At 26.1% G+C, this 26,299-nt stretch carries 22 protein-coding genes; 20 read left to right on the top strand and 2 right to left on the bottom strand.

What is annotated here, in order from left to right; translation table 4 throughout:
• Nucleotides 1-4 precede the first annotated feature (4 nt).
• The 10 genes from dnaE (at nucleotide 5) to deoD (ending at nucleotide 12,943) form a co-directional block, all read left to right on the top strand.
• The gene (gene dnaE, locus AAHM97_RS00575; protein ID WP_342269007.1) at nucleotides 5-2,989 is read left to right on the top strand and encodes a DNA polymerase III subunit alpha; all 2,985 of its coding nucleotides are present in this window, start codon (nucleotides 5-7) and stop codon (nucleotides 2,987-2,989) included.
• A complete protein-coding gene (gene polA, locus AAHM97_RS00580; RefSeq protein WP_342269008.1) occupies nucleotides 2,980-5,676 on the top strand; it encodes a DNA polymerase I in 2,697 nt (898 codons plus the stop codon). Before dnaE ends, polA begins: the two co-directional genes overlap by 10 nt.
• Nucleotide 5,677: 1 nt before the next feature.
• Nucleotides 5,678-6,505 carry a DNA-formamidopyrimidine glycosylase gene (gene mutM, locus AAHM97_RS00585; RefSeq protein ID WP_342269009.1) on the top strand — a complete coding sequence of 276 codons (828 nt, stop codon included), beginning with the start codon at nucleotides 5,678-5,680 and terminating at the stop codon, nucleotides 6,503-6,505.
• Nucleotides 6,506-6,635: 130 nt separating this feature from the next.
• Complete coding sequence (locus AAHM97_RS00590) at nucleotides 6,636-7,748, top strand: hypothetical protein (protein WP_342269010.1); 1,113 nt, start codon at nucleotides 6,636-6,638, stop codon at nucleotides 7,746-7,748.
• 5 nt (nucleotides 7,749-7,753) lie between these two features.
• Nucleotides 7,754-8,653, top strand: a complete 900-nt coding sequence (locus tag AAHM97_RS00595) for a hypothetical protein (RefSeq protein WP_342269011.1) — start codon at nucleotides 7,754-7,756, stop codon at nucleotides 8,651-8,653.
• Nucleotides 8,654-8,774: 121 nt separating this feature from the next.
• Nucleotides 8,775-9,788: a type I glyceraldehyde-3-phosphate dehydrogenase gene (gene gap, locus AAHM97_RS00600; protein WP_342269012.1), complete on the top strand. Its 1,014-nt coding sequence runs from the start codon at nucleotides 8,775-8,777 to the stop codon at nucleotides 9,786-9,788.
• Nucleotides 9,789-9,836: 48 nt separating this feature from the next.
• Complete coding sequence (locus AAHM97_RS00605) at nucleotides 9,837-10,331, top strand: Panacea domain-containing protein (RefSeq protein WP_342269013.1); 495 nt, start codon at nucleotides 9,837-9,839, stop codon at nucleotides 10,329-10,331.
• Nucleotides 10,332-10,407: 76 nt separating this feature from the next.
• Nucleotides 10,408-11,604, top strand: coding sequence for a phosphoglycerate kinase (locus AAHM97_RS00610; protein ID WP_342269014.1), 1,197 nt, complete (start codon nucleotides 10,408-10,410; stop codon nucleotides 11,602-11,604).
• 14 nt (nucleotides 11,605-11,618) lie between these two features.
• On the top strand, nucleotides 11,619-12,209 hold the full coding sequence (locus tag AAHM97_RS00615; protein WP_342269015.1) for a deoxynucleoside kinase: 591 nt from the start codon (nucleotides 11,619-11,621) through the stop codon (nucleotides 12,207-12,209).
• A gap of 20 nt (nucleotides 12,210-12,229) precedes the next feature.
• Nucleotides 12,230-12,943, top strand: coding sequence for a purine-nucleoside phosphorylase (deoD, locus tag AAHM97_RS00620; protein WP_342269016.1), 714 nt, complete (start codon nucleotides 12,230-12,232; stop codon nucleotides 12,941-12,943).
• Nucleotides 12,944-13,448: 505 nt separating this feature from the next.
• Here the strand turns inward: deoD and AAHM97_RS00625 are convergent.
• Together AAHM97_RS00625 and def are read right to left on the bottom strand one after the other, a co-directional pair.
• A complete protein-coding gene (locus AAHM97_RS00625) occupies nucleotides 13,449-15,230 on the bottom strand; it encodes a ribonuclease J (protein ID WP_342269017.1) in 1,782 nt (593 codons plus the stop codon).
• Between the two features lie 121 nt (nucleotides 15,231-15,351).
• Entirely contained in the window at nucleotides 15,352-15,966 is a 615-nt protein-coding gene (def, locus tag AAHM97_RS00630; RefSeq protein ID WP_342269018.1) for a peptide deformylase, read from the bottom strand.
• Nucleotides 15,967-16,075: 109 nt separating this feature from the next.
• Between def and rsmD the strand changes: the two genes are divergently transcribed.
• The 10 genes from rsmD to AAHM97_RS00680 all read left to right on the top strand — a co-directional run bounded on the left by rsmD (nucleotide 16,076) and on the right by AAHM97_RS00680 (nucleotide 26,297).
• Entirely contained in the window at nucleotides 16,076-16,651 is a 576-nt protein-coding gene (gene rsmD, locus AAHM97_RS00635) for a 16S rRNA (guanine(966)-N(2))-methyltransferase RsmD (protein ID WP_342269019.1), read from the top strand.
• Between the two features lie 12 nt (nucleotides 16,652-16,663).
• Nucleotides 16,664-17,554: a guanylate kinase gene (gene gmk, locus AAHM97_RS00640; protein WP_342269020.1), complete on the top strand. Its 891-nt coding sequence runs from the start codon at nucleotides 16,664-16,666 to the stop codon at nucleotides 17,552-17,554.
• Nucleotides 17,544-18,785 carry a transcription antitermination factor NusB gene (locus tag AAHM97_RS00645; protein WP_342269021.1) on the top strand — a complete coding sequence of 414 codons (1,242 nt, stop codon included), beginning with the start codon at nucleotides 17,544-17,546 and terminating at the stop codon, nucleotides 18,783-18,785. Before gmk ends, AAHM97_RS00645 begins: the two co-directional genes overlap by 11 nt.
• Nucleotides 18,786-18,824: 39 nt before the next feature.
• Nucleotides 18,825-19,811, top strand: coding sequence for a signal recognition particle-docking protein FtsY (gene ftsY, locus AAHM97_RS00650; RefSeq protein ID WP_342269022.1), 987 nt, complete (start codon nucleotides 18,825-18,827; stop codon nucleotides 19,809-19,811).
• Complete coding sequence (locus AAHM97_RS00655; RefSeq protein ID WP_342269023.1) at nucleotides 19,804-20,127, top strand: sigma factor-like helix-turn-helix DNA-binding protein; 324 nt, start codon at nucleotides 19,804-19,806, stop codon at nucleotides 20,125-20,127. Before ftsY ends, AAHM97_RS00655 begins: the two co-directional genes overlap by 8 nt.
• Nucleotides 20,127-20,894, top strand: coding sequence for a TIGR00282 family metallophosphoesterase (locus AAHM97_RS00660; protein WP_342269024.1), 768 nt, complete (start codon nucleotides 20,127-20,129; stop codon nucleotides 20,892-20,894). Before AAHM97_RS00655 ends, AAHM97_RS00660 begins: the two co-directional genes overlap by 1 nt.
• An 8-nt stretch (nucleotides 20,895-20,902) precedes the next feature.
• Nucleotides 20,903-21,847 (top strand): hypothetical protein, encoded by a 945-nt coding sequence (locus tag AAHM97_RS00665; protein WP_342269025.1) that lies wholly within the window; start codon nucleotides 20,903-20,905, stop codon nucleotides 21,845-21,847.
• 14 nt (nucleotides 21,848-21,861) lie between these two features.
• Nucleotides 21,862-22,998: a methionine adenosyltransferase gene (metK, locus tag AAHM97_RS00670; RefSeq protein ID WP_342269026.1), complete on the top strand. Its 1,137-nt coding sequence runs from the start codon at nucleotides 21,862-21,864 to the stop codon at nucleotides 22,996-22,998.
• A gap of 156 nt (nucleotides 22,999-23,154) precedes the next feature.
• Complete coding sequence (locus tag AAHM97_RS00675; RefSeq protein ID WP_342269027.1) at nucleotides 23,155-24,054, top strand: hypothetical protein; 900 nt, start codon at nucleotides 23,155-23,157, stop codon at nucleotides 24,052-24,054.
• Nucleotides 24,055-24,065: 11 nt separating this feature from the next.
• A complete protein-coding gene (locus tag AAHM97_RS00680) occupies nucleotides 24,066-26,297 on the top strand; it encodes a biotin/lipoyl-containing protein (RefSeq protein ID WP_342269028.1) in 2,232 nt (743 codons plus the stop codon).
• Nucleotides 26,298-26,299: the final 2 nt, after the last annotated feature.

The raw sequence follows: 26,299 nt of genomic DNA on the forward strand, positions 1-26,299 counted from the left end.
ATTTATGAATCTACCCAATGTTAAGACATCTTATAATTTTTTAAAATCACTTATTTCTATAAACGACTATATAGAATTTGCCAAACAAAATAACTTCGAAGCAGTTTTTCTAACAGATGAATTATACATGTATGGTGTTTGTGAATTTGTAATAAAAGCAAAAGATAATAATATCAAATCAATAATAGGTTTTTCGTTATCCTTTTCTAATTGTGAAATACTGATATATGCAAAAAATAAAAATGGGTTTAAACAATGTTGCAGTTTATCTAATTATTTTCAATCTCTGCAAAATTATAGGTATGATAAAGTTGAAAATCATATTATTAAAATTCTCACTGATACAAATGAATGCTATATTATCTTTACACCCTATAATATCAGTTCTTTTAATTGCTTCAATAAGATAATACATGAATTTGACTGCTCATATATTTATGGTTTATGTAAAAAAAATATAAACCTTATTAAGCAATTTGAAACTAATTATATTTGGTCAAATAGAATAAATTATCTAAGTCCTAATGATGGTGATTGTTATAAAGCAATTAGAGCCATTGATAAGAACGTTTTATATGATGATATTTCAATTAAAGAGGAATCACATTTTTTAAATAGAGAAGAATTATCACCATTTATTAATCATAAAATTCACGAGCAAAATATGAAGAGAATTATTAGTATAGTTGATTTTGATATATTTAATGAAAAAGAAAATAATTTTGTTAAATTTAATGATCTAAATATTGAGAATTTTTTTAGACAAAAATCACAGGAAAAAATTGACTTAATGATAAAAGAGGGTACTATTGATAAAAATATTAGAGAAAAATACATCAGTAGAATTGATTATGAGTTGAGGATAATATCAGATTTAAAATTTTTGGAATATTTTTATGTCGTTTATGACTTTATAGAATTTTCAAATAAAAATAATATTTTAATTGGCCCTGGTAGAGGTAGCGCTGCTGGAAGTCTATTATCTTTTTGTTTAGATATTACAATAGTTGACCCAATTAAATATGACTTACTATTTGAAAGATTTTTAAATAAAGATAGAGCAACAAAACCTGATATAGATGTAGATATTCAAGATGATAGAAGAGAAGAAGTTATTAATTACTTATATAAAAAATATGGTAAGGAACATTTTGCTAACATTGTTACATTTCAGAATATAGGCATTAGACAAGCTTTAAGGGATTGTTCAAGAATTTTTCCAAACGAAAAGAATATCATTGAATTTATAGTCAAAAAATCAAAGTCAACTGATTATAAACAATTTGACAATGATTTAAAAAATGTTAAAGAATGAGAACTATTTAAGAAAGAAAACAAACTTATTATATCTATTATTGAAAAAATAGTTGGTTTGCCCAGACAAACAAGTACGCACGCTTCCGGGGTTGTATTTTCATATAAAAAATTAATTGACATCATTCCAGTTAAAACAACATTTGATAGTATAATGCAAACGCAAGTTCCAATGGATTATATTGAAAAATTTGGTCTTATTAAAATGGATATTTTAGGTTTAAAAAATTTAACAATTTTAAATGAAATTCTTAAAACAGAAAATATAGGAAGACACGATCTTTTAAAAATACCATTAGACAATAAAGAGGCATATACTATATTTCAGAAAAGTGACACAGAGGGGATTTTTCAATTTGAATCATCAGGAATTAAAAATGTTTTAAGTCAAATTAACCCGATTAATATACAAGAAATATCAGATGCAAGTGCACTATTCAGACCGGGGCCACAAAAGTATATCGAAATATATGTTAGAAATAAAGCAAATAAAGATACAATTAAGTTTTTAAACGATGAATTGAGGAATATTTTATTTCCAACATATAATGTTATTGTATATCAAGAACAATTAATGAAATTACTTCAAGTAGTTGCTAATTTTACACTTAATGATGCTGATATAATAAGAAGGAGTATATCCAAAAAAAATATCGAATTAATGAACAAATACAAAGATAAGTTCATACGCGGAGGACAGTATAATAATTACTCAAGTGATGATATTGAATCTATATGGCAAATGATATTAGAGTTTGCAGACTATGGTTTTAATAAATCACACGCTATATGTTATGCACTAGTTAGTTATTGATTGGCATATTATAAAGCAAACAAACCAGAATTATTTTATATTGTGCAATTAAATCACTTGTCTCCTGGGGATGAAAAATATAAGAAATATATATATGAAATAAAAAATAAAAAAATTGATTTTGAGAAACCAAATATTAATAAATTGTCTCCTATATTTGCATTAAATCAAAAAAACATTGTGATACCCATTTCCGCTATTAAAAATATATCAAGGTCCTTCACTGATAAAATATGTAGTATTAAAATTGAAAAAACCTCAATATTAAATACAATTAAAAAAATGCAAGAATTTTATATTGATATAAATATTCTAAGGTCACTATTTGCTGTCGGATATTTTGATTCATATGGATATCCAAGAAAGCAACTTATTCATATGGTGGAAAAATTTTTTATTTTATCAAAAATTACTAGAGAATTTGAAATAGAAGTTATTAACGATTTTGTTGATAGTTCAAGTTATATTTCTATGTTGGAAGAAGAATACTTGGGTTTTACAATTACGGGTGATTTATTTTTAGAATTTCGGGAACAAAATAAAAATATAGATACTATATCTTTTTTAGAAGGCAAAAATGCAAGTTCAGCACAAATTTTTGGAGTAGTAAAATATGTTAGAGAAATAAAGACAAAACACGGTGACCTTATGGCATTTGTAAATTTGTTTGATGGTACAGGATCGATTGATTTTACAATTTTTCCAGAGGATTATAAATTATGCAAGTCAAAAATAATTGAAAAAAAATTAGTTATTCTTAATATTAAAAGAAATATATATAAAGACCAAGAAAAATTTATTTTAGCTAATAAAGATGTTAAAAATGTTATCATAGAAAAAAAGGATAAAATATGATTTTAAATAAAGAAGTCTTATTAGTTGATGGAAATTCTATTCTTTATAGGAGTTTTTTTAGTACAAAGGACTTTAACGGAAACACTATGTGTACAAAGAGCGGAGTTTATACTAATGCTGTGCACGGATTTTTAAATTCTTTTTTTAACCTATTGACAAAACATAAATTTACACATATATATTTTGCGTTTGATAAGGGTAAGAAAACATTTAGACATAAAATGTATAATTCTTATAAGGCAAATAGACAAGAAACACCATTTGAACTAATAAATCAATTTGCATTAATTAGAGATTTTCTTAAAAAAGCGAATTTGCAATATTTTGAACTTGATAACTATGAAGCTGATGATATTTTAGGAAATTTATCTATGATATTTTCAAAAGATAAAGAAAATAAAGTCTACATCTATTCAAATGATAAGGATTTATACCAGCTTTTAGATGATAATGTTTTTATCATCAATCCTTCGATTAAATCAAAAAAATTAGAATTATTTACAAAGGAAGATTTGTATAATAAATGATCAATTATTCCAAAACAAATTCCCGATTTTAAAGGTTTGCTTGGAGATGCTTCAGACAATATAAAAGGAGTTAAGGGGATTGGTGAAAAAACCGCTGAAAAATTATTAACTAAATATAAATCCTTAGAAGAACTTTATGAAAAAATTGACACGGTTGATAATGATTCAATTAAGAAGAAATTGTTAAATGATAAAGACAGCGCATTTTTTTCAAAAGAGTTAGCAACCATAATTATTGATCTAAGCCTAACAAATTTTAAAGATGAACCATTTGAAATAAACGTTGATAAGGCGGTGGAGTTTTTAAAAAATTATGAACTTATAACAGTTGCTAGAACTTTAGAATTTAATTTTGGAAAAACTAAAAAGGAAGAAGTAGTTAAGTACCAAATTTTAAAAACATGAGATGATAATTTAATTGCTAATGAAATATACTTGTATTTTGAAACTGAGCAGGAAAATTACCATTTTTCTAATCCTGTTGGTTTTGGAATAGTGTTAAATAATGAAAATTATTATTATGAGCCTATTTTTGATAATGAAAACGAAATAATATCAAGCGATAACAACACCAAAGGTTTTATTGATTTTCTTTTAAAAACAAATATAAATACATATGATTCTAAAAGACTTTTATACTTTCTTTTAAAGCATAAAATAAATATTGATGAAATATCAATAAAAAATGATATGAAATTAGCATGCTACCTAATAAATTCAAATGTTAAATCATCTTTTAAGAGCAATTTTGATGATTTAAATATTGATCATCAACTTCCTGATAGCGATGTTGTGTTTAATAAAGGGAATAAAAAATCATATGATATAGATATTAATTTAAAAGCAAATTACTTTGTATCAAATGCAAATGGCTTGAAAAAATCACAACTTTTATTTAGTCGTAAATTAGAAGAATCAAATCAATTTGAACTTTATAAAAATATTGAAATACCGTTTTCAAAAATTTTAGCAAAAGTAGAATTCAATGGTGTTATGGTTGATCTTAATATCCTAAAAATTCTTAAAGATAACACTAAATTAGAAATAGATAATTTAGAAATTAAAATTAAAAAATTAATTTCTTTACATTCAAACGAAGATATTAATTTAGCAAGCCCAAAGCAATTACAAAAATTTTTATTTAACACCCTACAGCTTTCAAACAATTTAAGACAAAGTACAGATAAAGAAAGTTTAGAATCTATTATTGATAAACACCCAATAGTTCCATTATTAATTGAGTATAGAAAAATTTCCAAAACATATAACACTTACTTAGTGGGTTTAGAGAAATATATAGAAAAAGATAACAAAATAAGAACTATTTATAACCAAACATTAACATCAACTGGGAGATTATCATCATCTGAACCAAATATGCAAAATTTAAGCGTTAAAGACGAAAAACAAAAAGAAATTAGAAAAATATTTATTTGTAATTCAGATGAAAAAATAATAAGCCTCGACTACTCACAAATTGAGTTAAGAATTGTTGCAGATATTGCCGAAGAAGATGATCTAATAAATGCTTTCAATCTTAAAAAAGATATTCATAAAGAAACAGCGTTTAAAATATTTAATATTATTGATGACGACATCACACCAATTCAACGCCAAGTAGCAAAGACTGTAAATTTTGGTATCCTATATGGTCAATCAGAATCAAGTCTTGCTAAAGAATTGGGAATTGATAAAAAGGGAGCGATGAAAATAATTGAAAATTATTATAGTACATATAGTAAGTTAGATTCCTTACAAAAAAAATTTTACTATGAGGCAAAGAAAAATGGATATGTTACAACAATTGGAAATAGAAGAAGATACATCCCAGAATTAAAATCACCTAATTTTCAAATAAAGGAATTTGGTAGGAGAGTTTCCTTTAATTCACCTATTCAAGGAACTGCCGCAGACATTATAAAGGTTGCAATGATTGAAATAGATAAAAGTGACATAAGTGGTGATGTACAAATAATAGCACAAATACATGATGAAATAATTATAATTGCAAAGAAAAAAGAAATTAAAATAATAGAGGAAAAAGTAAAGACAATTATGAGTGACGCTTATAATAAGATGAATAAATATGTAAAAAATAATCATATTTCAAAAGTTAGATTGGAGGTAAATAGTTCAATTGCAGATAGTTGATACTATTTAAAATAATATGCCAGAATTGCCGGAAGTTGAAAATGTTGTAAAGTCAATACTAAAAAATATTAAAGGTTCTAAAATTATCAAAATGTATATTTTATGAAGTAAATTAATTAGAAATATAGATAAAGAAGAATTTATAAAAATAGTTACAAATAAAAATATAAATAATGTGTGGAGAAAAGGAAAATATATAATTTTCGATATCGAAACACATCGATTAGTTTGTCATTTAAGAATGGAAGGTAAATGATTTTTTCTTAAAAATGGTAAGATAGATGAATATAAACATTCTACTGCAGTATTTATTTTTGATAATGGTTGTACAGGATATTTTGTTGACACTAGAAAGTTTGGTACATTTGATCTTGTTAAAAAAGATGACCTCAAACTTATAGCTGGAATCGCAAAATTAGGAACAGATGCTAATGACATTAATATCAATGAAAAGGAAGTGTTTGTAAAAATATCAAAAACAAGCAGGCCAATAAAAACGGTACTATTAGACCAAACTGTAATAGCTGGAATTGGTAATATATATGCCGATGAAATATTATTTAAATCAAATATTCACCCGCTAAAAAAAGGAAAGTCATTTTCTCAGGAGTTAGTTACAAGAATTATAAAAAATTCTAAAGTTATTTTAGACTTAGCTATTTCTTATGGAGGTTCCACGGTTAAAACATTTGAAATTTCGCATGGAAACAGTGGTAATTTTGCCCAGTTTCTTAATGTTTATCAAAGACAAAACAAACCTTGTACGGTTTGTGAGGGTGTAATCAAACGTATTGTTATATCAGGCCGAGGAACGCATTTTTGTGAAAGTTGTCAACACTATTAAATGTGGATAACTTTAAAAAACATAATAAACAATGAGTTTTACACCTATAGTTATTAGTAATTACAAACTAATAATTATTTTTTATTCCAAATTCAAAATTTAGTTGTAAAATATAGTATAGAGGTAATTTATGGAAGAATATAAATATAAGGTTTTAATGAAGAATGACTTTGAGGCTATAGATGAAAAAGCCTTAATTTATCTCTATCAACCAATTATTGGCCTAAAATCCTTAAGTGTTTATAAATTTATGATCCAAGAGTCATTTATAATGAAGCAATACAAAAATATAAACTTTGACTTTTCAAGAATCTTAAAAATTTTGTCAATAAAATATGAAGCGTTGGAAAAATGTCTTAAATTTTTAGAGGCAATGGGGTTGGTTCAACGGTTATCTAACAAAATTAAAAAAAATGTTATTGTTTTTAATATATTCAGGCCTTTAGACCCGATCGAATTTTTTGAAAACACAATTTTTAATTCTGCATTAAGAAAAAAAATAGGTTTTGAAGACTATGAGATAGCTAGACTAATTTTTTCAGATGAAACAAACGCATTTTCAATTGATGAAGGTTTTACAGATAATACCACTAGATTTTATGATGTGTTTTCATATTTACTTGATTCTAAACCCTCTCTAGATTCGTCTATAAATTTTTCAATAAAATTAAGAAAATCAAGTCCATTACTAAATGGATTTGATGAGAATATTATTTTAAAAACCCTTAAAGAAAAAAATATAGATATCGATGTAAAAAACCATGAGCAAATAAATATTTTAAAAAATGTTTATTCATATATTCAAATTGATAATGTTGAATTAGCCAATTTGCTTGTTGATGCATATGATAATAAAAACAAATGTTTTGATAAAGAAAAAATTCAAATTTTAACATCAAAATTTATAGTTAAGACTTCTAATAAACCTTCAAACTTTGTTAATAACACTTCACCGATAGATATTAAACTTAATCAGATGAATTCTTTAACGCCAGAATTATATATTTCGTGTTTAATGAAAAAAGAGTTTGATGATAATCAATATAATGAGTTAATTGGAAAACTAAGAAATAATTATGTTCTACCCGACCCAGTTATAAATTGCATTTTAGATTTTTCATATATACGAGACAATAAAAATATTATTATTGGTAATGTCTTAGTAATTGCAGAAAAAATAACGAGAAAAAATATATTAACGTCTTTTGATACTATGAAATTTCTCAAGGAAGGAAAGTTTTAACATTTATGCATATTGAAGATATAAATTTAAATGAATTATTTAATATTTCAATGAAAAATCCTGTCCTGCAAAAAATATTCAAAGAAAATAAATTAAGTAAGAATATATTAAATAATTACCAAAATTATTCAAATGTAGAGAATTATTTAAAATACGTAGATATTGTTTGTAATTCAAATGAAGAATTGGACAAATGCCTACAAGAAACTAAAGGAAAAAAAATAATTATTAGTTTTTCACTAGGATACTTTTATAACTCACTTGTTGATTGTGAGCATTATTTAGGACTTTATAAACATTTTTCGTGAAAAAGAAATTTTATTCATAAGAACTTTTCTCCAACAAAGTTTGAACAAGATAATAGAAAAAGTTTTTTACCAGAATATCAAGATGTATTAAAGGCAACTGCGAAAATTCTGAAAGGCGGCTCTAAAAAAGGATTGATGATTGAAATATCTCCAGAAGTTAAGAAAGATAATTATTTTAAATTTTTATCATTTAGAATAGCAAATTCAGGTCCTAATGAACCACTTTTTCAAAAAAAAATTATTATCGATAACTATAAAAGTATATTAAAAATGTTTATAGAATCAAATAATAATCAAGGAAATTATATAAATCAGTGAACAATAAAAACCTGTGATATATTATTTTTAGAAGATATTGGTGATGAGAATATAAGTATTTGATCTCGCGATGAAAATCTTTTTGAAATATTAAAATATAGGCTAGATAATAGTCTTTTGACTTTTGTATCTACAAATTATAATAAGAGTGATCTATATAAAATATACTCATCTAAATTTGATAATTCTAAAGGTATCACAAAATCAATGTCTGAAGTGAGGACAAGAAAAATTATAACTTATCTAAATCAACTCACAGATTACTTTGAAATAAAATAATTTTAAATTATGTGTTTAAAAATTAAAAAAACTGCATTTTGATAGTCTATTTTGTTGAAAAAATAACTTTATTACTTATAAAATAGGTATTATTAAAGAGTAGTAAAGAAAGAGGTATAAGATGAAAAAAATAGCGATAAATGGGTTCGGAAGAATTGGACGATTGACATTTAGACAATTATTTGATATGAAGGATATAGAAATTGTTGCGATTAACGATCTAACTGATGCTAAGGTTCTAGCATATCTATTAGAATATGATACAGCGCAAGGACATTTTAAGACAGGTAAGATATCAAGTAAAGATGACCACATTATTGTTGATGGTAAACAAATTAAAGTATTGGCAGAAAGAGATGCTTCAAAATTACCGTGATCAAGTATGAATATTGATTTAGTGGTTGAATCTACAGGGTTTTATACAAGTAAAGATAGTGCAGAAGCACACATAAAAGCGGGAGCAAAAAAAGTTGCAATTTCTGCACCAGCAACTGGTGATTTAAATACATTTGTTTATGGTGTAAACTCAAAAGATATGAAAAAGGAAGATATTATTTTTTCAGGAGGTTCATGTACAACAAACTGTTTAGCATTGATGGCAAAAGTTATTGATGATAATTTCGGAATCGTTGAAGGATTTATGAATACAATTCACTCTGTTACAAATGACCAAAAATTATTAGATCTACCACATAGTGACCTACGTCGTGGACGTGCTGCACCTTGAAATATTGTGCCAACAAAAACAGGAGCAGCAGCAGCAATAGGAAAAGTAATTCCAAATCTAACAGGTAAACTTGATGGATTGGCATTACGTGTACCAACAATTACAGGTTCAATTGTAGACCTAACAGTTGTATTAGAAAAAAAAGTATCAGCAACAGACATTAATACTGCAATTGAAAAAGCAATTAAAGCAGATAAAGAAATGGCAGAAGCTTTCCAATATAATACAGCCCCTATTGTTTCTGGTGATATTATCGGTTCAAAATATGGTTCAATTTTTGATTCTACCTTAACAAATGTTATGGAAGTTAACGGAAAACAACTTGTTAAAGTATTTTCATGATATGATAATGAAAATTCATTTACTTCACAATTTGTTCGTTTAATTAAGAAAGCAATAGCTTTATAATTTAGGAATAAAAAAGGACATATTACTTGTCTTTTTTTATTTTGAAAAATGCTGAGCAAAGAAAAATACATTAAGCTAATATTAAATGAATTAGCCTATAATAGAGAAAAAAATAAACACCCGTTAACGCAATTAACAATTCATAAAGTTATTTATTTGGTTTACGCTTATTTCTTAGCAAAGAATATAGAATTGGCAGATATTGAATTTGAGGCGTGATTATATGGACCGGTTATTAGGGAGTTGTGAGAAAAATACAAATCTTTTGGTTCATCAAATATTAATATTATATATATTAAAGAACTTGATGCTTCTTATGATAATCTTGACAAAAATATAATGAATACTATAAAAAAAATATGTTTCTTATTAACAAAAATGGAAATTTTTGAAATAGTTAATGTAATACATGAACAAAGTCCGTGAAAATTAATTTTTAAGCCAATGCAGAATAAAAAGATAACAAAAAAAGATATTATCAATTACTACAAAAAATATGATAGTGAAATAATTATATATTTAGATAATTTCATTATGAATTAATATTCTTTTTATTGCTAAATTAATAAAAAATAAGAATAAAATAAAGTAAAATATAAATACAAATCAGGAGGAAATTATGAAAAAATCATTAAAAGATATTAGTGTAAAAAATAAAATAGTTTTAGTTAGAGTTGATTTTAATGTCCCCATAAAGGATGGTGTTATAAGTGATGAAAACCGAATAAATGCTGCATTACCAACAATTGAATACTTAGTTGCTAATGATGCTAAAATAGTTTTATTTTCACATTTAGGAAGAATAAAGTCAGAAGATGATAAAAAATCAAAATCATTAGAACCAATTGCTAAGGCTCTACAAAGTAAAATTAAACAACCTTTAGTTTTTATACCAGAAACTAGAGGCAAAAAACTAGAAGATGCAATAAAATCTTTAAAACCAAAAGAAATTCTAATTTTTGAAAACACACGTTTTGAGGATGTTATTAATAACGAAGTTGTTAAAAATGAATCAAAAAATAATCCTGAATTAGGAAAATATTGAGCTAGTTTGGGTGATGTTTTTGTAAATGATGCATTTGGAACAGCACATAGAGCACATGCGTCAAACGTTGGAATTGCAACAAACATAAAGGAAAGTTGTTTAGGATTCTTAGTTGAAAGAGAAGTAGAGATGCTAACAAAAGGTGTACAAAATCCCGAAAAACCATTTGTTGCAATTATAGGTGGAGCAAAAGTTTCAGATAAAATAGCTGTGATTGATAACTTGTTAACAAAAGCAGACAAAATTATTATCGGTGGAGGAATGGCGTATACATTTCTAAAAGCGCAGGGGCACAAAATTGGAAAATCATTATGTGAAGAAGACAAATTAGAACTTGCTAAAAATTATTTGTCAAGATCTAATGGAAAAATTATCCTACCAATAGACTCTGCAAATGCAGAAGAATTTGCCGATGTCAAGCCCACATATTCTGGAGTTGATTTACCAGATGATGTAATGGGGTTGGATATTGGTCCAAAATCTGTTGAATTATTTGAAAGTGTTTTAAAAGGAGCAAAAACTGTTGCTTGAAATGGACCAATGGGGGTTTTTGAATTTAAAAACTTTAAGAATGGTACTGAAAAAGTGTGTGAAGCAATTGCTTCAATTAAAGGTGCCTTTACATTAATTGGTGGAGGAGATTCTGCAGCAGCAGCAATTCAAATGGGATTTCAAAACAAATTTACACACATATCCACTGGTGGAGGAGCGTCATTAGAATTTATGGAAGGTAAAAAACTTCCTGGAATTGAATGTATAAGTGATAAATAAGAAGGAGTGTTAAAATGAATATTGCAGTATTTGGAACAGTAGGTGCTGGCAAATCCACTTTTTGTGATATTTTAAAAGAAAAATTAAAGTATACATTATTTAGAGAACCTTTAGATCATAATCCTTACTTTGAAGACTATTATCGAGAAATGGAAAAATATTGTTTTCAAATGCAAGTTTTTATGTTAACAAATAGGGTAGAGTCATTATTTGAATATAGCAAATGAGACAACACAATTTTTGATCGCTCAATAATCGAAGATCCAATTTTTGTGAGGGTTCAAAGACGCCTAAATATATTTAGTGAAAGAGATTTCAAAACATATTATGATTTTTACAATAAGGTAATAATGAAAATTTTAAATGAAAAATTAAAAATTGATAAAATAATATATTTAAAGGTCACTACTGAAACAGCTATTCGACGCATTAATGAACGTGGTCGTAAGAGTGAAATAGATACGCCAAATGAATATTGAGATGTATTGAATGATGAATATGATAAACTATATTGTGATTTAAAAAATAAATATGAATTTATAGTTATTGATGCAAACACTGATGACTTAGATACAAAAATAAATCAGGCAATTAAGAACCTATAACAATGAAAGTGAGAAAATAAATGACACCACATATAAGCGCAAAAAAAGGCGATATTGCAAAAATAGTTTTAATGCCCGGAGACCCTAGAAGAGCCAAGTATATTACTGAGAAATACTTAGATAATTATAAACTAGTAAGTGAGGTTAGAAACATGTTAATGTTTACGGGGTCTTACAAGGGTTGTGAAATATCTATTGCTGGAAGCGGAATGGGTTGCCCGAGCATTGGGATTTATTCTTATGAATTGTTTAATATGTACGATGTAGATTTAATTATTAGAATGGGTTCAGCGGGTAGTTATATAAAAGAATTAAATGTTTTTGATATGGTTAATACAAAGGAAGCAATGGGAGAAAGTAACTTTGCAAAAATTGCTGCCGGACTTGACGAAAATGTATTAAAACCTGGAAAAAAAATATTTGATATAATAAATGAAACCGCTAAAAAAAATAATATTAGGATATTTGAGGGAAGGGTTCACTCATCAGACGTTTTTTATAGAAATGAAAATTCGTTAAAATTTGCAAATGATAATAAACTTGACTGTGTTGAGATGGAATCGTTTGCTTTATTTGCAAATGCAATTAAATCTAAAAAACAAGCAGCAACTATACTTACAATATCAGATAGTTTTATAACAAATGAAAAAACTTCACCTGAAGAAAGACAAAATAGCTTTACAAATATGATGGAATTGGCATTAGAAAGTGCACTTAATTATAACAAATTGTAGTTTGTGAAATTATACATTTTACTATATAAATAAATCATTAAAATATAATTAATTATTACTTTTTGCAATAGCAACCATGTTAATCCTAAAAAAGTGAGTTAAATAAATAACTCACTTTTTTATTTATAATCATATGATTTTTATAATTTTTTGTATTAATAAAAATTTAACGGAAAATCAAAGTGGTTCTTAAATGGTAAATGTGATATTTTATTAATTAAATTGTCTATAGATGGTTATTAATTATATTTATCGATAAAATAAAAATTAATATTATAAAATTTATTTGCGTTTTCATATTTAAAAGCATCAATGAAGGACTAATTATATCTAATTACAATAAGTATTTTATTTTATAGATATTATTTTTTCAAAAAAAAATAACCATTTACCAGCGAGTAATAAATATTATTTTTTCCACCTTTGGTTACATTGTTTTTGGCTAAAAATTATTTTAATTTTGGTTAATTAATAAACTTTATTACTAAATAAAGAAAAATTTGCATTACTTCTTATTTAGTATAACTGGTATGATAAGAGGATTTATCCTTTTATGTTTAAAAATAAAGGTTGATAATGAACTCCAAATATTTTTTTTGATAGCGGCAAATGTTGGCTTTGGCATAGATAAAACATTATTAACGGCCGCTATAACAATTTGTATTGAATCTGCTATCAACTTTGTATTATCTTTAGCATAAAAACATCCTCTAGTTATTATTCTTGGTGCTCCTCATAGTTTATTTTCTTGTGAATCAATCGATACAATAACTCCTATTAAACCCTTTTTGCTTAATATTGTTCTTTCCTTCATAATGTTTCCAGCTTTTTTTGTAAGATCTTTACCATCGATATAAACAGCGTCTGCATCAACTCTCTCGTTAATGCTTGCTTCTCCGTTTTGGATATTTATTTGATCTCCGTTGGAAACAATAAATACATTGTTCGGTTTTACATTTACTTTAACAGCTGTTTCACCGTGGGTTTTTAACATTCTATATTCACCATGCATAGGCATAAAAAATTTTGGTTTTAGTAAAGAAAATAATAACTTTTGTTCTTCCTGGCTTGCGTGACCTGAGGTATGAACTTTTTTATCTGTGCTATTATCATAAACAACTGCACCTCTTTTTGTTAATTTATTGATAACCGATTCTACACTTGCTCTATTTCCCGGTATTGGACTAGCTGACATAATAATTGTATCACCTTGTGATAAAAATACATTTTGGTGTTCATTTCTACTTATTCTTGTAAGAGCTGCATTTGGTTCTCCCTGGGCCCCAGTACAAATAAATAATAGTTGATTTTGCGGAAACAAACTAATCTCTGACGGCTTAATAAACATTTTATCATCTAACTTAAAGTCACCCAGTTGACGAGATATTTTAATTAATCTTTCAAGAGCTCTCCCAAAAACTACAATTTTTTTTGAATATTTCTTAGCCAATAACATAATGTGTTGAATCCTATGAGCGTTACTTGCAAATGTTGCTATAAATATTCTCCCTGATGTTTTTAAGAAAATAGCTTCTATATTTGAAATAATTGATTGTTCACCAACAGTATACCCCTCAACCTCAGCATTGGTAGAATCAGACATTAATAACTCAACACCATCATTACCAATTCTTGCAAGTCTTTGAACATTGGCTTTATTACCCAATGGTGTTCAATCAAACTTAAAATCTCCGGTTGAAAATATTGATCCATTAGGAGTATCAACTAAAATACCAAAAGCATCAGGAATTGAATGATTCAGTGCCGCAAATGTTACTGAGAAATGTTTTGTAGAATATACATCATTTTCTTTATATTCTCTTACAGTGGTTTTATTTTGCAATCTAAATTCTTTAATACGGTCAATTATTAAAGCTGCTGCAAATCTTGGTGCATATATTACAGGAATTGTAACTTGTTGTAAAAGATATGGTATTCCACCAATATGGTCCTCATGTCCATGCGTTATGAATAGTGCTTTTACTTTCTTGTTATTTTCCACTAAATAATTAAAACTTGGTATTATTGCGCTCACTCCAAGCTCTGATGAATCTGGAAACTTTATACCAGAGTCTATCATTATTAGTTCATCGTCATACTCAATGCAATATGTATTTTTACCCACTTCTTCTAAGCCTCCAAGCGCAAACACTTTTGTAGGAAATGGTGCTTTTTTATATTTTTTCTTTGGAGGTTCTAAATTATCTTCTAATTTAACAACTTCAATTCTTTGAACCAATGATAAATTCTTGGGTGTGCTCTCAATTAATATTTCTTTTTCTTCCATTATATTTTTCCTCTTTTTTCCATTTTATTCATTTTTATCTTTTTATAAATATAAAACAATATGTGTTAATATTTTACTAAAAAAACAAGCAAAAAAGTTTTTTTATGTTGTTTATTTGGTTTTATATTAAAAATCAATCGTGTTCCATTTTAAACGGTTCTTCTTTATTAATATGATCATAATATAGCGTTGCATTAATATGGTCAAGTTCATGTTGAAAGACAATTGCCTCATACCCTCGTAGTGTTTCAAAAATATGTTCATTTTTCAATTGGTCTCAGTACTCAACTTCTATTTTAAAATTTCTTGGAACTATTCCCTTTTGATCATTGTCAACACTTAGGCACCCCTCTCCCACTTTGATCGCGCAAATCTGTACACTTTTAGATATTATTTTTGCATTTACAGCGGCTATCTCTTTTAAGGGTTTTTCTTCATGATTATCAATTCTTATATAAAATAAATTCTTATTTACTCCAATTTGAGGTGCAGCAAGACCAACAGCCGGTCTTAAATAGTCATTATTATTTTCTTCAATATTTTCGTTTTCATCTTGAGAGTATTTTACAAAGTCAATTAATTTGTTCATACAAATAATTTCATCATCGTTAAGAATTTCTACATTCATAACATTTCTAGACTGTTTTCTAATCACTTCTTTGTTGGTGTCTTTAAATAGTCATGAGTTAGATGGTTTCTCCAGCTGTTTAAAATAATATGGTTTATTAAATTTCATTTTATATTCTTCCTATATACTAATTTATTATATTATATTATTTTTTGGCACTCATTTGATTAAAAAATATGTTATTTTTTTATGTTTTAAATTTTTTGAAGGTGTTTAGATGTGTTATAATTATATAAATAAAAAAGGAAACATGAGAATTATATCTGGAAAGCATCGTGGTAAATTGTTGCATACTTTAGAGGGGAAAAGTACTAGGCCCACATCATCTAGAGTTAAAGAAGATATGTTTAATATTCTTAATAACTACATTATCTTTAAAGGGAAGGTTAGTTTAGACTTATTTGCAGGAAGCGGAGCATTATCAATAGAAGGTATATCTAGAGGAATAAAGAAAGCTTATATTAATGATATTTCTCCACAAGCTATTGAAGTAATAAAAAAAAATTTATCGATGTTAAAAGAAGATATTTATCAGATTATGATGTATGATTGGAACATTTGTTTTAATTATATTAAGGAAAAGGTTGATGTTATCTATTTTGACCCACCATTTGCAGAGCATAATTATTATTATCAATTTCTTGAGTTTATTGATAGCCACGATGTTCTAAATAAATATGGTCTCGTATCAATACAAAGTGAATTTGATTTACCAATAGAAAGTGTTAGTCTTGAAATACTAAGAAAGAAGGTTTATAAAAATAAATATTATTATTTGTTAAGGAAGGTATAGGTGAATTTACATATGAAAAAAGGAAAAATAATAATAGTCTCGGGTCCTAGTGGAGTTGGTAAGGGAACGGTTAACAAAGCGCTTTTAGAAGAAAAAGATTTAAAACTTGTTACTTCTGTCTCGATGACATCTCGACCATCTCGACCAGGTGAAATTGATGGTGTTAATTATCACTTTGTAAGCCGTGAAACATTTGAGGAACATATTAAAAATAATAATTTCCTTGAATATGTTGAATTTATTGGAAATTACTATGGCACACTTAGACAAACGGTTTACGAAACAATAATAAAAGGGGACAATGTTGTTTTAGAAATTGATGTTGTTGGTGCAAATAAAATCATTAGATCAGAAAAATCAGAAGACTTGGTTTCAATATTTTTAACCCCCCCAAATTTAAAACATCTTGAAAACAGGTTACGCGGACGCGGAACTGAAACAGAGGCAATAATAAGACAAAGATTAAATAAAGCGTTACTAGAAATACCATTAAAACATAATTATCAATATGCTGTTATTCTTGATACAATTGAAAATACAATTTCTAAAATAAGGGATATTCTTTTAAAAGAAAATTGTTTGGAAGAAGATTATAAAAATAGCTACTATTATAAAATGACTTCAAAAATTGAAAAAATATTAAAAGAAAAATATATGTTTTTTATTGATAATTGGTATGACAATATAAAATCTATTGGACACAATATAGACAAGAATTTAAATCTTTTTAATTATATGCGCGTTTTGTTGGCCGAAAGAATTTATAAATATATTCTTGCAAATACACTTTTTGCAAATGTTTTTAGAGATGAGTTTATTCAGAAATATGTAGAAAAATATATTCTTGATTTTAACTTCTATAGTATAGATCAATCTGAGTTTACTGAAAGTCATGATTTATAGTAGACTAACAATACAAAAGATTTTATGTAATGTCCTTATTAAGGACAAACATTCAAATTCTGAACTAAATAATTTAGCAAAACTTGATATATATAGTAAGAGAGATTTTTCTTTCATTACAAAAATAGTATATGGTGTTCTTGAAAGAAAAATACTTTTTGATTTTTTAATAAATGATATTATAAAAAAATCTACTAAAATAAATCTAAAAATATGAATTTACATTTTTTTATATGAAGTATATTATTTGAATAAAAATAAGGCATTGGTTGCAAATGTGATTGTAGATATAGTTAAAAAACAAAGATATACATATTATAATTTTTTAAATGCTATATTTAGAAAAATTTCAAGCTCTAATATTATTAATAAAGATATTCCAAGTTTAAAAATAAAATACAGTATAAGCGATAGTTTATATTTGCTCTTAAGAAGTAATTTCTCGAAAGAGGAAATAGAAACTATTGCAAAAGGATGATTTCAAAGTAAAAAAATAACTTTCCGAATAAAAGAGGATGATCCTAAAGTAGTTAAAAAATTAATGGAGGAAGGTGACCGTTTTAACATTCTTCAGAACAATAAATATAAATTTTGTTATGAAGCTAATAGTGATATCTTTAAATCGGATTTTTTAAATTCCGGACACATATATTTTCAGGACTTACAAGGTATGCTTGCTGTTGAAATATTAAATCCAACCAAAAACAAAAAAATATGAGACATGTGTTGTGCTCCTGGGGGAAAATTATTACATATATATGATAAGGTGAAAGATCAATCAAAAATATATGCAACAGAAATTAATGAAAAAAAATCAATTATTTTAAAAGAAAATATCACCAAATGAGGATGTAAAAATATAAATCTCCAAATGACAGATGCTCTCAATTTTAATGAAAGTAACTTTGATTATATATTATTAGATGCCCCCTGTTCATCTACCGGTACAATAAACAAGAATCCCGAGGTTAAATTGAAGACTATCAATAAGGATAGTTTTAATAACATATTAGATTTACAAAAAAAATTATTATTAAAAGCTGCTACTTCTATTTCTAAAAATGGAACACTAATATATTCTACTTGTTCCATTTTAAAACAAGAAAATAGTCAGCAAATTGAATATATTATTAAGTTATTTCCTAATCTAAAACTAATTAAGGATTATATTTGGTTAGGACCAGAATACAATAATTGCGGATTTTACATAGCACATTTAATTAAAGAATAAATCTATATAAAAATGTATAATTAATATTAAGGAGATGCTATGGGTTTTTGAGCAAATTTAAAAGAGAAACATAACCAAAAAAAGGAAGAAAAAAAACATTATAAAGAAAATAAATCAAATCTTGCTTTTGGAAAAGAAATAAAAAAACTAAGCAAAAAACATAGAAAACTTGATAACGAATTTTTCGAAGATTTGGAGGCACTTTTAATTGGAACCGATATGGGTGTTAAGATGACAATTAAAATTTCAAATAATGTTCAAAAAAGAATGAAAAAAAATTCAACATTTGAAGATATTAAGGAAATATTAGTTGAGGAAATGTATGATTCTTACAATGATTCTGGTAAGTGAGTTAAAAAATTAAATTATGTAGATGGAAGGATTAATATCTTTATTATTGTTGGGGTAAATGGTGTTGGAAAAACTACTAGCATTGCAAAGCTAGCTAATTTTTATTCTAAACAAGGTAAGAAAGTTTTAATAGCAGCCGGAGACACATTCAGAGCAGGTGCTGTTGAACAATTGCAAGAATGAGTTGATAAAAGATTAACTAATGTAGATCTTGTCAAAGGTTCTAAACCCAATCAAGATCCCGCTAGTGTAGTGTTTGATGCAATTGAAAAAGCAAAAAAAGAAAAATATGATTTATTACTTATAGACACAGCGGGTCGTTTACAAACTAAACAAAACTTAATGAAGGAATTAGAAAAGATAGTTGAAATTATTCATCGATTAGATAAGAAATCACCTCATGAAAGATTACTTGTAATTGACTCTACAACAGGGCAAAACGGTATTAATCAAGCACTTAAATTTTCAGAGGCAACTGATGTAACGGGAATCATTCTTACAAAAACGGATGGAACAAGCAAAGGTGGTATTGCACTAGCAATTAAAGATTCATTAAATATACCAGTTAAACTAATAGGTACTGGTGAAACTGTCGATGACCTTGAGGAATTTAATTTAAATGAGTATGTATATGACTTAGCTAAAGGATTTATGGATGATGAAATAAATGAGTAGTTTAGATTTTAAAAGAAAAGATTATTATAATCAAATTTATGATTATTATAAATTGATGTTAACTCACAAACAAAAACAGTATTTTGAATTATATTTTCAAAACGATTATACCTTAGAAGAAATTGCAGAACAATTTAATGTGACAAAATCAGCTATTCATGATAGCATATCTAAGGTCACTAAAATTTTAGATTCACTCGAAGAAAATATCGGTCAGTATAAAAGGGTTAAGAATATTAAATTAATATTAAGATCATTTGAAAAAGGAGATATTAGTAAGTTTCAGATGATTAAGCAAATAGAAGAGGAACTTTAATGAATATCTTAGTAATTGGAGACATCTTTGCAAAACCTGGAAGAATGGCAATATCCCAATTGTTGCCAAATTTAATTAAAGAAAATAAAATAGATTTTATAATTGCAAATGGAGAAAATATTTGCCATGGTAAGGGAATAAATATTAAGTCATATGATTTGTTAATCAAAGAAAATATTGATGTAATTACATCCGGGAATCATATATTTAAAAATAAAGAAGTTGATGAGTTATTTAAGAATTATAAGAATATTTTAAGACCTGCAAATTGATATAAAGGTGTACCCGGTCATGGTAGTGTCTTAGTTGAAAAAAATAACATAAAAATAAGAGTGACAAATATTATGGGAAAAGTGTTCATGGATTATTGCAATAATCCATATGAGGCTATGGATAAAATTATCGCTCTAAATGATTGAGATATACATATAGTTGATTTTCATGGGGAAGCTTCGGCTGAAAAAATTGCTTTTGCATATAATTATGATGGGGTTATATCGGGTGTTGTTGGTACACATACACATGTGCAGACAGCAGATAATAGAATATTACCAAAAGGGACAGGATTCATTACAGATATAGGTATGACAGGGTGTTATGAATCGATCATTGGAGCAGACATTGCCTCAATATTAGAAAAAGAAAAATTTAATAAAACAATATCAATTAAACCTGCAAAAGGAAATTTTCAATTATGTGGGGTCATATTAGCTTTTAAAAATAATATATTAAACACAATAAAAAGAATCAATATTAAATCTATGTAAGGATAAAAATGGATAAAATTTTCAAATATAAGATACTATTTTATTTTTTATATTTTTTTGTAGCTGCATTTATTTTGTTTTTAATTAATAGAATTATAATTAAAATAATAAATTGTAATTCATTACGATCTAAAATTGAGAAAAAACAAAAAGGTTTACTTATTAATAAAAATAAGTATATATGTTGTGACCTAAATGAGTTAGAGTGTAAATCAGAAATAAATAAAAGAGATAAAATTGTTATAATTGCCCCTGATTTATTTGAACCATTATTTATTTATGATGATTTTATAGGCTATTTATCCCACCAAGACATTTGTGATTATTTTATTTATAAACAAAGAAATATGTTATTAATTCAAAAGGAAAAAAGAGTATTAGGAAATTATTTAGAGGATTTATTAGACATTATTAATTATTTCAAAGAAAAGAATTACTATAAAGAAATAGTATTGATAACAAGTGGCTTATTTGCAAATTTATCATTAACTATTTCAAATAAAAATATAGTTGATAAAATAATAGTGCTTAACTATGCAAATAAAGGGTTTAAATATGAAAATAAATATGCAATGAAATTACATATAAATACTATATTATTTCAGTACAATCCTATCCCTTGCAAACTGGATAAAACCACTTTATCTGGGGAAAAACTTTTTGATAAAAAAATAATTGAATATCATCTTGAATTTGCTTTTTTTTCATCTGTGATATATTATCAAATGTTAAAAGCTATTAAAAAATTTTACAATAGCGTGAATAAGTCAAAAGCAGTTATTTATTTTAAAAATTCAAAAAATAATAATAATTTGAATGCAAAGAAATTTGTAAAAATGCTTAGTTTTGTAAAATCAGAATATGAAGTTGAAATTTTTAATGATTCTAGCAATTTTTTTCTAAATGATGCAGAAAAATTGATAGTTTTCAACTCAATAATTAGTATAATTTAGAATGAGGTATGTGTATGAAAAATTTATTTACAAGTGAGGCTGTTTCTGAAGGTCACCCAGATAAACTTTGTGATCAAATATCAGATGCTATATTAGATGAATGTTTACTTCAGGATGTTAACTCTAGATGTGCAGTAGAGTGTTTTTTTTCTAATGAATTATTAGTAATTGGTGGAGAAATATCAACAATGGCTAAAATAAATTATGAAAAAATTGCTAGAGATATTATTAAAAATGTAGGATATGATGACTCAACGATAGGTGTTGATTATAGGACAGTGGAAATTATTATTAATATTAGCACTCAATCTCCAGATATTTCTCAAGGTGTAGATAGAGTAAATGAAATAGGGGCGGGAGATCAGGGAATGATGTTTGGTTTTGCGATAAATGAAACAGAATCATTAATGCCATACCCTATTATGATTGCGAATGATTTAGTTCATATTGCTACAAAGTTGCGAAAAAAAGGAATCTTCAAATTTGCAAAACCAGATATGAAATCACAAGTAACCATTGATTATACAAATAAAGCTAACCCTAGAATCGACACAATATTAATGTCTGTCCAACATGATAAAAATTATGATAAAAATATTTTTGAAAAATTTATTAAAGATAATATAATGAAGGTTATTGCACTAAGATATAATTTGAATACTGATTATTCTGTATTAATTAATCCAACAGGAAAATTTGTTATTGGTGGGCCAAAAGGAGACACAGGTCTCACTGGCAGAAAAATTATGGTAGATACTTATGGCGGATTTTCACGTCATGGGGGAGGAGCATTTTCAGGAAAAGACTACACAAAAGTAGACCGAAGCGCATCATATATGTGCAGATATGCTGCTAAAAATATTGTTGCAGCTGGTATTGCAGATTGCATAGAAATCCAGGTCAGTTATGCAATAGGTGTATCTAAACCCATTGCAATTTATTTTGAAACTTTTGGAACTAACAAAATAAGCAATGAGGTCATTAGCAATATTCTTAAAACAGAATTTGATTTTTCTGTTGGTGGTTTAATAAACTATTTAGACCTAAAAAATGTCGGATACTTAAGAACCAGCAAATATGGGCACTTCGGTAAGAAAGAATTTCCTTGGGAAAAACTTGACATGAATAATAAGTTAATAAAATACTTATAATTGTTATTGTTGCTAAATATTTTTAAAACATTATAAATCAATTATTTAAGCTATTTTAATGTATTTTTTTTACTCAATTTTTAATTTATCAAGATTTTTTAATTTATCTTGGTCAAATTATTATAAAATTAATATAGGTAAATTAAGGTGAGTAATTTGAAAAATATAGTTAGTAATAATGAATTAAATTTGAAAAATAAAAAAAATGATATTCAAAATAAACGCAAAAATATTAGAAATGTTGATTTGTTAAAGAGAAATCTATTTAGGATTTGTATTCTTGCTTTTATTGGTGGTATTTTTATTTTGTTATCAAGCATAGATATGATATATCGTTTCACAGATCCTAAAAGATTATCAAAATTTATTAGCGATGGTTTTATGGGAACCAATAAAAATAAGTTTTACTTTAATATTATTCATTTTTATGGAATTTTGTTCGGTTATATTGGAGCAATCATTATTTTATTTTATGCAATATTGATATTGACCTATATCTTTATTAATAAGGCATATAAAAGATTTTTGTGGGGAATTACAATAGCCAATGCTTTTATAGCGATATTATTAGCAATTGCTATAATAGTGCTATTAACACAAATTCTTTATGAAATTAAAACAACAAAGTTTTCAATGGGAGAGAGTGATTATACTTTTAAACCAGCGAGCTGAGTTGCAAAGGCGATAGGTGTTGTGAGTATATCTGCAATTGGCGGAAAAATGAACTATCTTATATGGGTTGTTGTCATAGCTATGGTTTATTCTGGTTTGGGCATTTTACTTTTTATTTTATGTAGTTTTTCTTTATTAACCGGAAACAAGATTATTTCACCAGAAGTTATAAAAAACAGCAATAATAAAAGACTAAAAAGAAAATTATCAAATAAAGAAAAAAGAAGCATAAAAAGAACCGCAAATCAGGAAAGGCGAGCGGAAGCATTCATTAAAAGAGAAAATATAAAGCGAGAGAAGGGCATCACTTTATTAACAACTGAGAAAACAAAAAAATTTAAGAATGGCAAAAAGACAATAGAAAATAATAACAAACAAAATTAGAAGGAATTTTTATGGAGAGAGTAAAATTCAGAACAACATCTACAACAAAAGGAATAATTAAGGATGTTTTTTGTAGGGAATCGGATAATATATATAAAGGAAAAGAGTTATTTTCTATTGCTATGGATCAAAGTGAATTAATTGTAAAATCACATATCGATGGTAGAATAAAAAAAATTTATGTATCTGTTGGAAAAACTATTAAAGATACTGATATTTTATGCGACATACTAACACAAGAAGAGGCCGATTATAAAAACTCTAATATTGAAAAATTTGACGAAGAATCTGTAAATACATTTAATTCTGAATTTGATATAAATGATTTATTGTCAGATGAATATATTAGTGACCAATTTGAAAATGACTATGACGATAGTTTTGTTGATAATATATTAAAAGAGAAAACTATTACTGATCAAATATTTAAACAAAAAGATACTAACAATACAATTATGAGTCATTATGACGATGTGGTGGATAAATTAACAGATGAACAAATTTCACCATCACTAAGTAAGGTTTTGATTTCGCTCCGCAAGGAATTATTATCGCTATTGGTTTTTAATAAGGAATTATCTGAAAAAATAGAAGATTTTAATAAAAATGAAATTAATAATGCTAAAAAAGAAATAGAAGATATAAATTTAAAATTAAATAAATATTCACAAAAAAACACAATGAATATTGAAAAAAGAATAACCGATATAGAATCTAATTTATCTACAGAAATAAAAAAATTAGCAGATAGATATAATGGATTACACTCTCAAATTACTAAAGCAAAAAACAGGACCGATGAAATTAATAGTAAAGTTGAAGAAATCATCCTAAGTTTAGGAATAGGTTATGACGATTCAAATCTTATTGAAAAAGTAAAAATATTAGATGATGGAATATCATCTCTTAAAACAAAATTAAACCTCATTGAGGAAAATATAGATTCAAAAGTAATTAACTATGATGATGTAAGAATAGTTGCAAAAATTAAAAATTTATCAGATACTATTTTAAATATGAAGACAAAGATAGATCTTATCGATGTAGATTTAATGGGTTCTAAATTTGATGAAAAGTTTGAGGCATTTAGTAAATCTCAAAAGAATATAAAGGAATTGCTTGAAAATAAGATTATTACAGTTAACGATGATGTTGAGAAAATTGCAATACAATTGAACAATTTAGAATTTAAAATTAGTCAAAATCTACATTCTAAAGATAAAAACAAAAACTATGATGAATTATTTAAAGCTATTGAGAAAATTACTATTAAAGCAGACAAATTTGATGTTCAAAATGAGGATATCAAGAAAAATATTCAGCACTTATTGGGTACTGAAAGCAAGATTAAGAAAATAGAAGATAATATAAAATCTCTTCCTAGTTTATCTTCAATTGAAAAAACAAAGGAAATGATAAATAATTTAAATGATAAAATTAATTCATCACGTGAATCAATGACCTTAGGTCCTCTTAAACAAAAAATTGCACATTTAGAAATACAATTGAAAAATATACCTTCATTAGCCTTTTTAGATAAATTGGAAGAAAGAATTAATAATCTTGATTCAAAACTAAAGCAAGAAAAAGATAAAAATATAGAAAGTAAAAAAGAAATAATTGAACTAAAAAAAATAGTTAATAAACTGAATAAAAATATAGCAATATCGCAAAAACAAAAATCAACAAATAGCAACGATATAATGGTCCATATAAACAAATTTGAGATGGAATATTCTCTCACTAATTTGGTACAATTTTATGAGGAGAATGCTTTTTATATAAATACCCTTGATTCTCCTGTTAGAATTGATTTTATTTTTTATAAATCTATTCAACAAGCAATTGAAACAACAAATCTTATTAAGATAAATAATTTAACAATTCCTAAGTTTTCGTCTCAAAAAGAAGAGGGTATTACATATAAGGCTATATCATTTAAGGATAAGTCTCTTGATGAAATCTATGAAAAGCATGATAAAGTCGCTAAAAGAACAGATAAAATTGGCAAAGTTTCCATAACGGATAAAAAATATTATAATAAAATATGAGATGTTTTTGAAAAAACATCTACAGCTGAGGTATTAATAATATTCAATTCAATTCAAAGGAAGAATACACCAGAAAATAAATCTTCATTACCTGTAGAATTTTACATTAAAAGCAACATTAATAATGATAAAATAGATAAATTTTTACTGGAATTAGACAAACTTATAAGTAAACCACAATTAATAGATTAATT

The organism is Spiroplasma endosymbiont of Aspidapion aeneum (assembly GCF_964031045.1).
GTDB lineage: Bacteria > Bacillota_I > Bacilli_A > Mycoplasmatales > Mycoplasmataceae.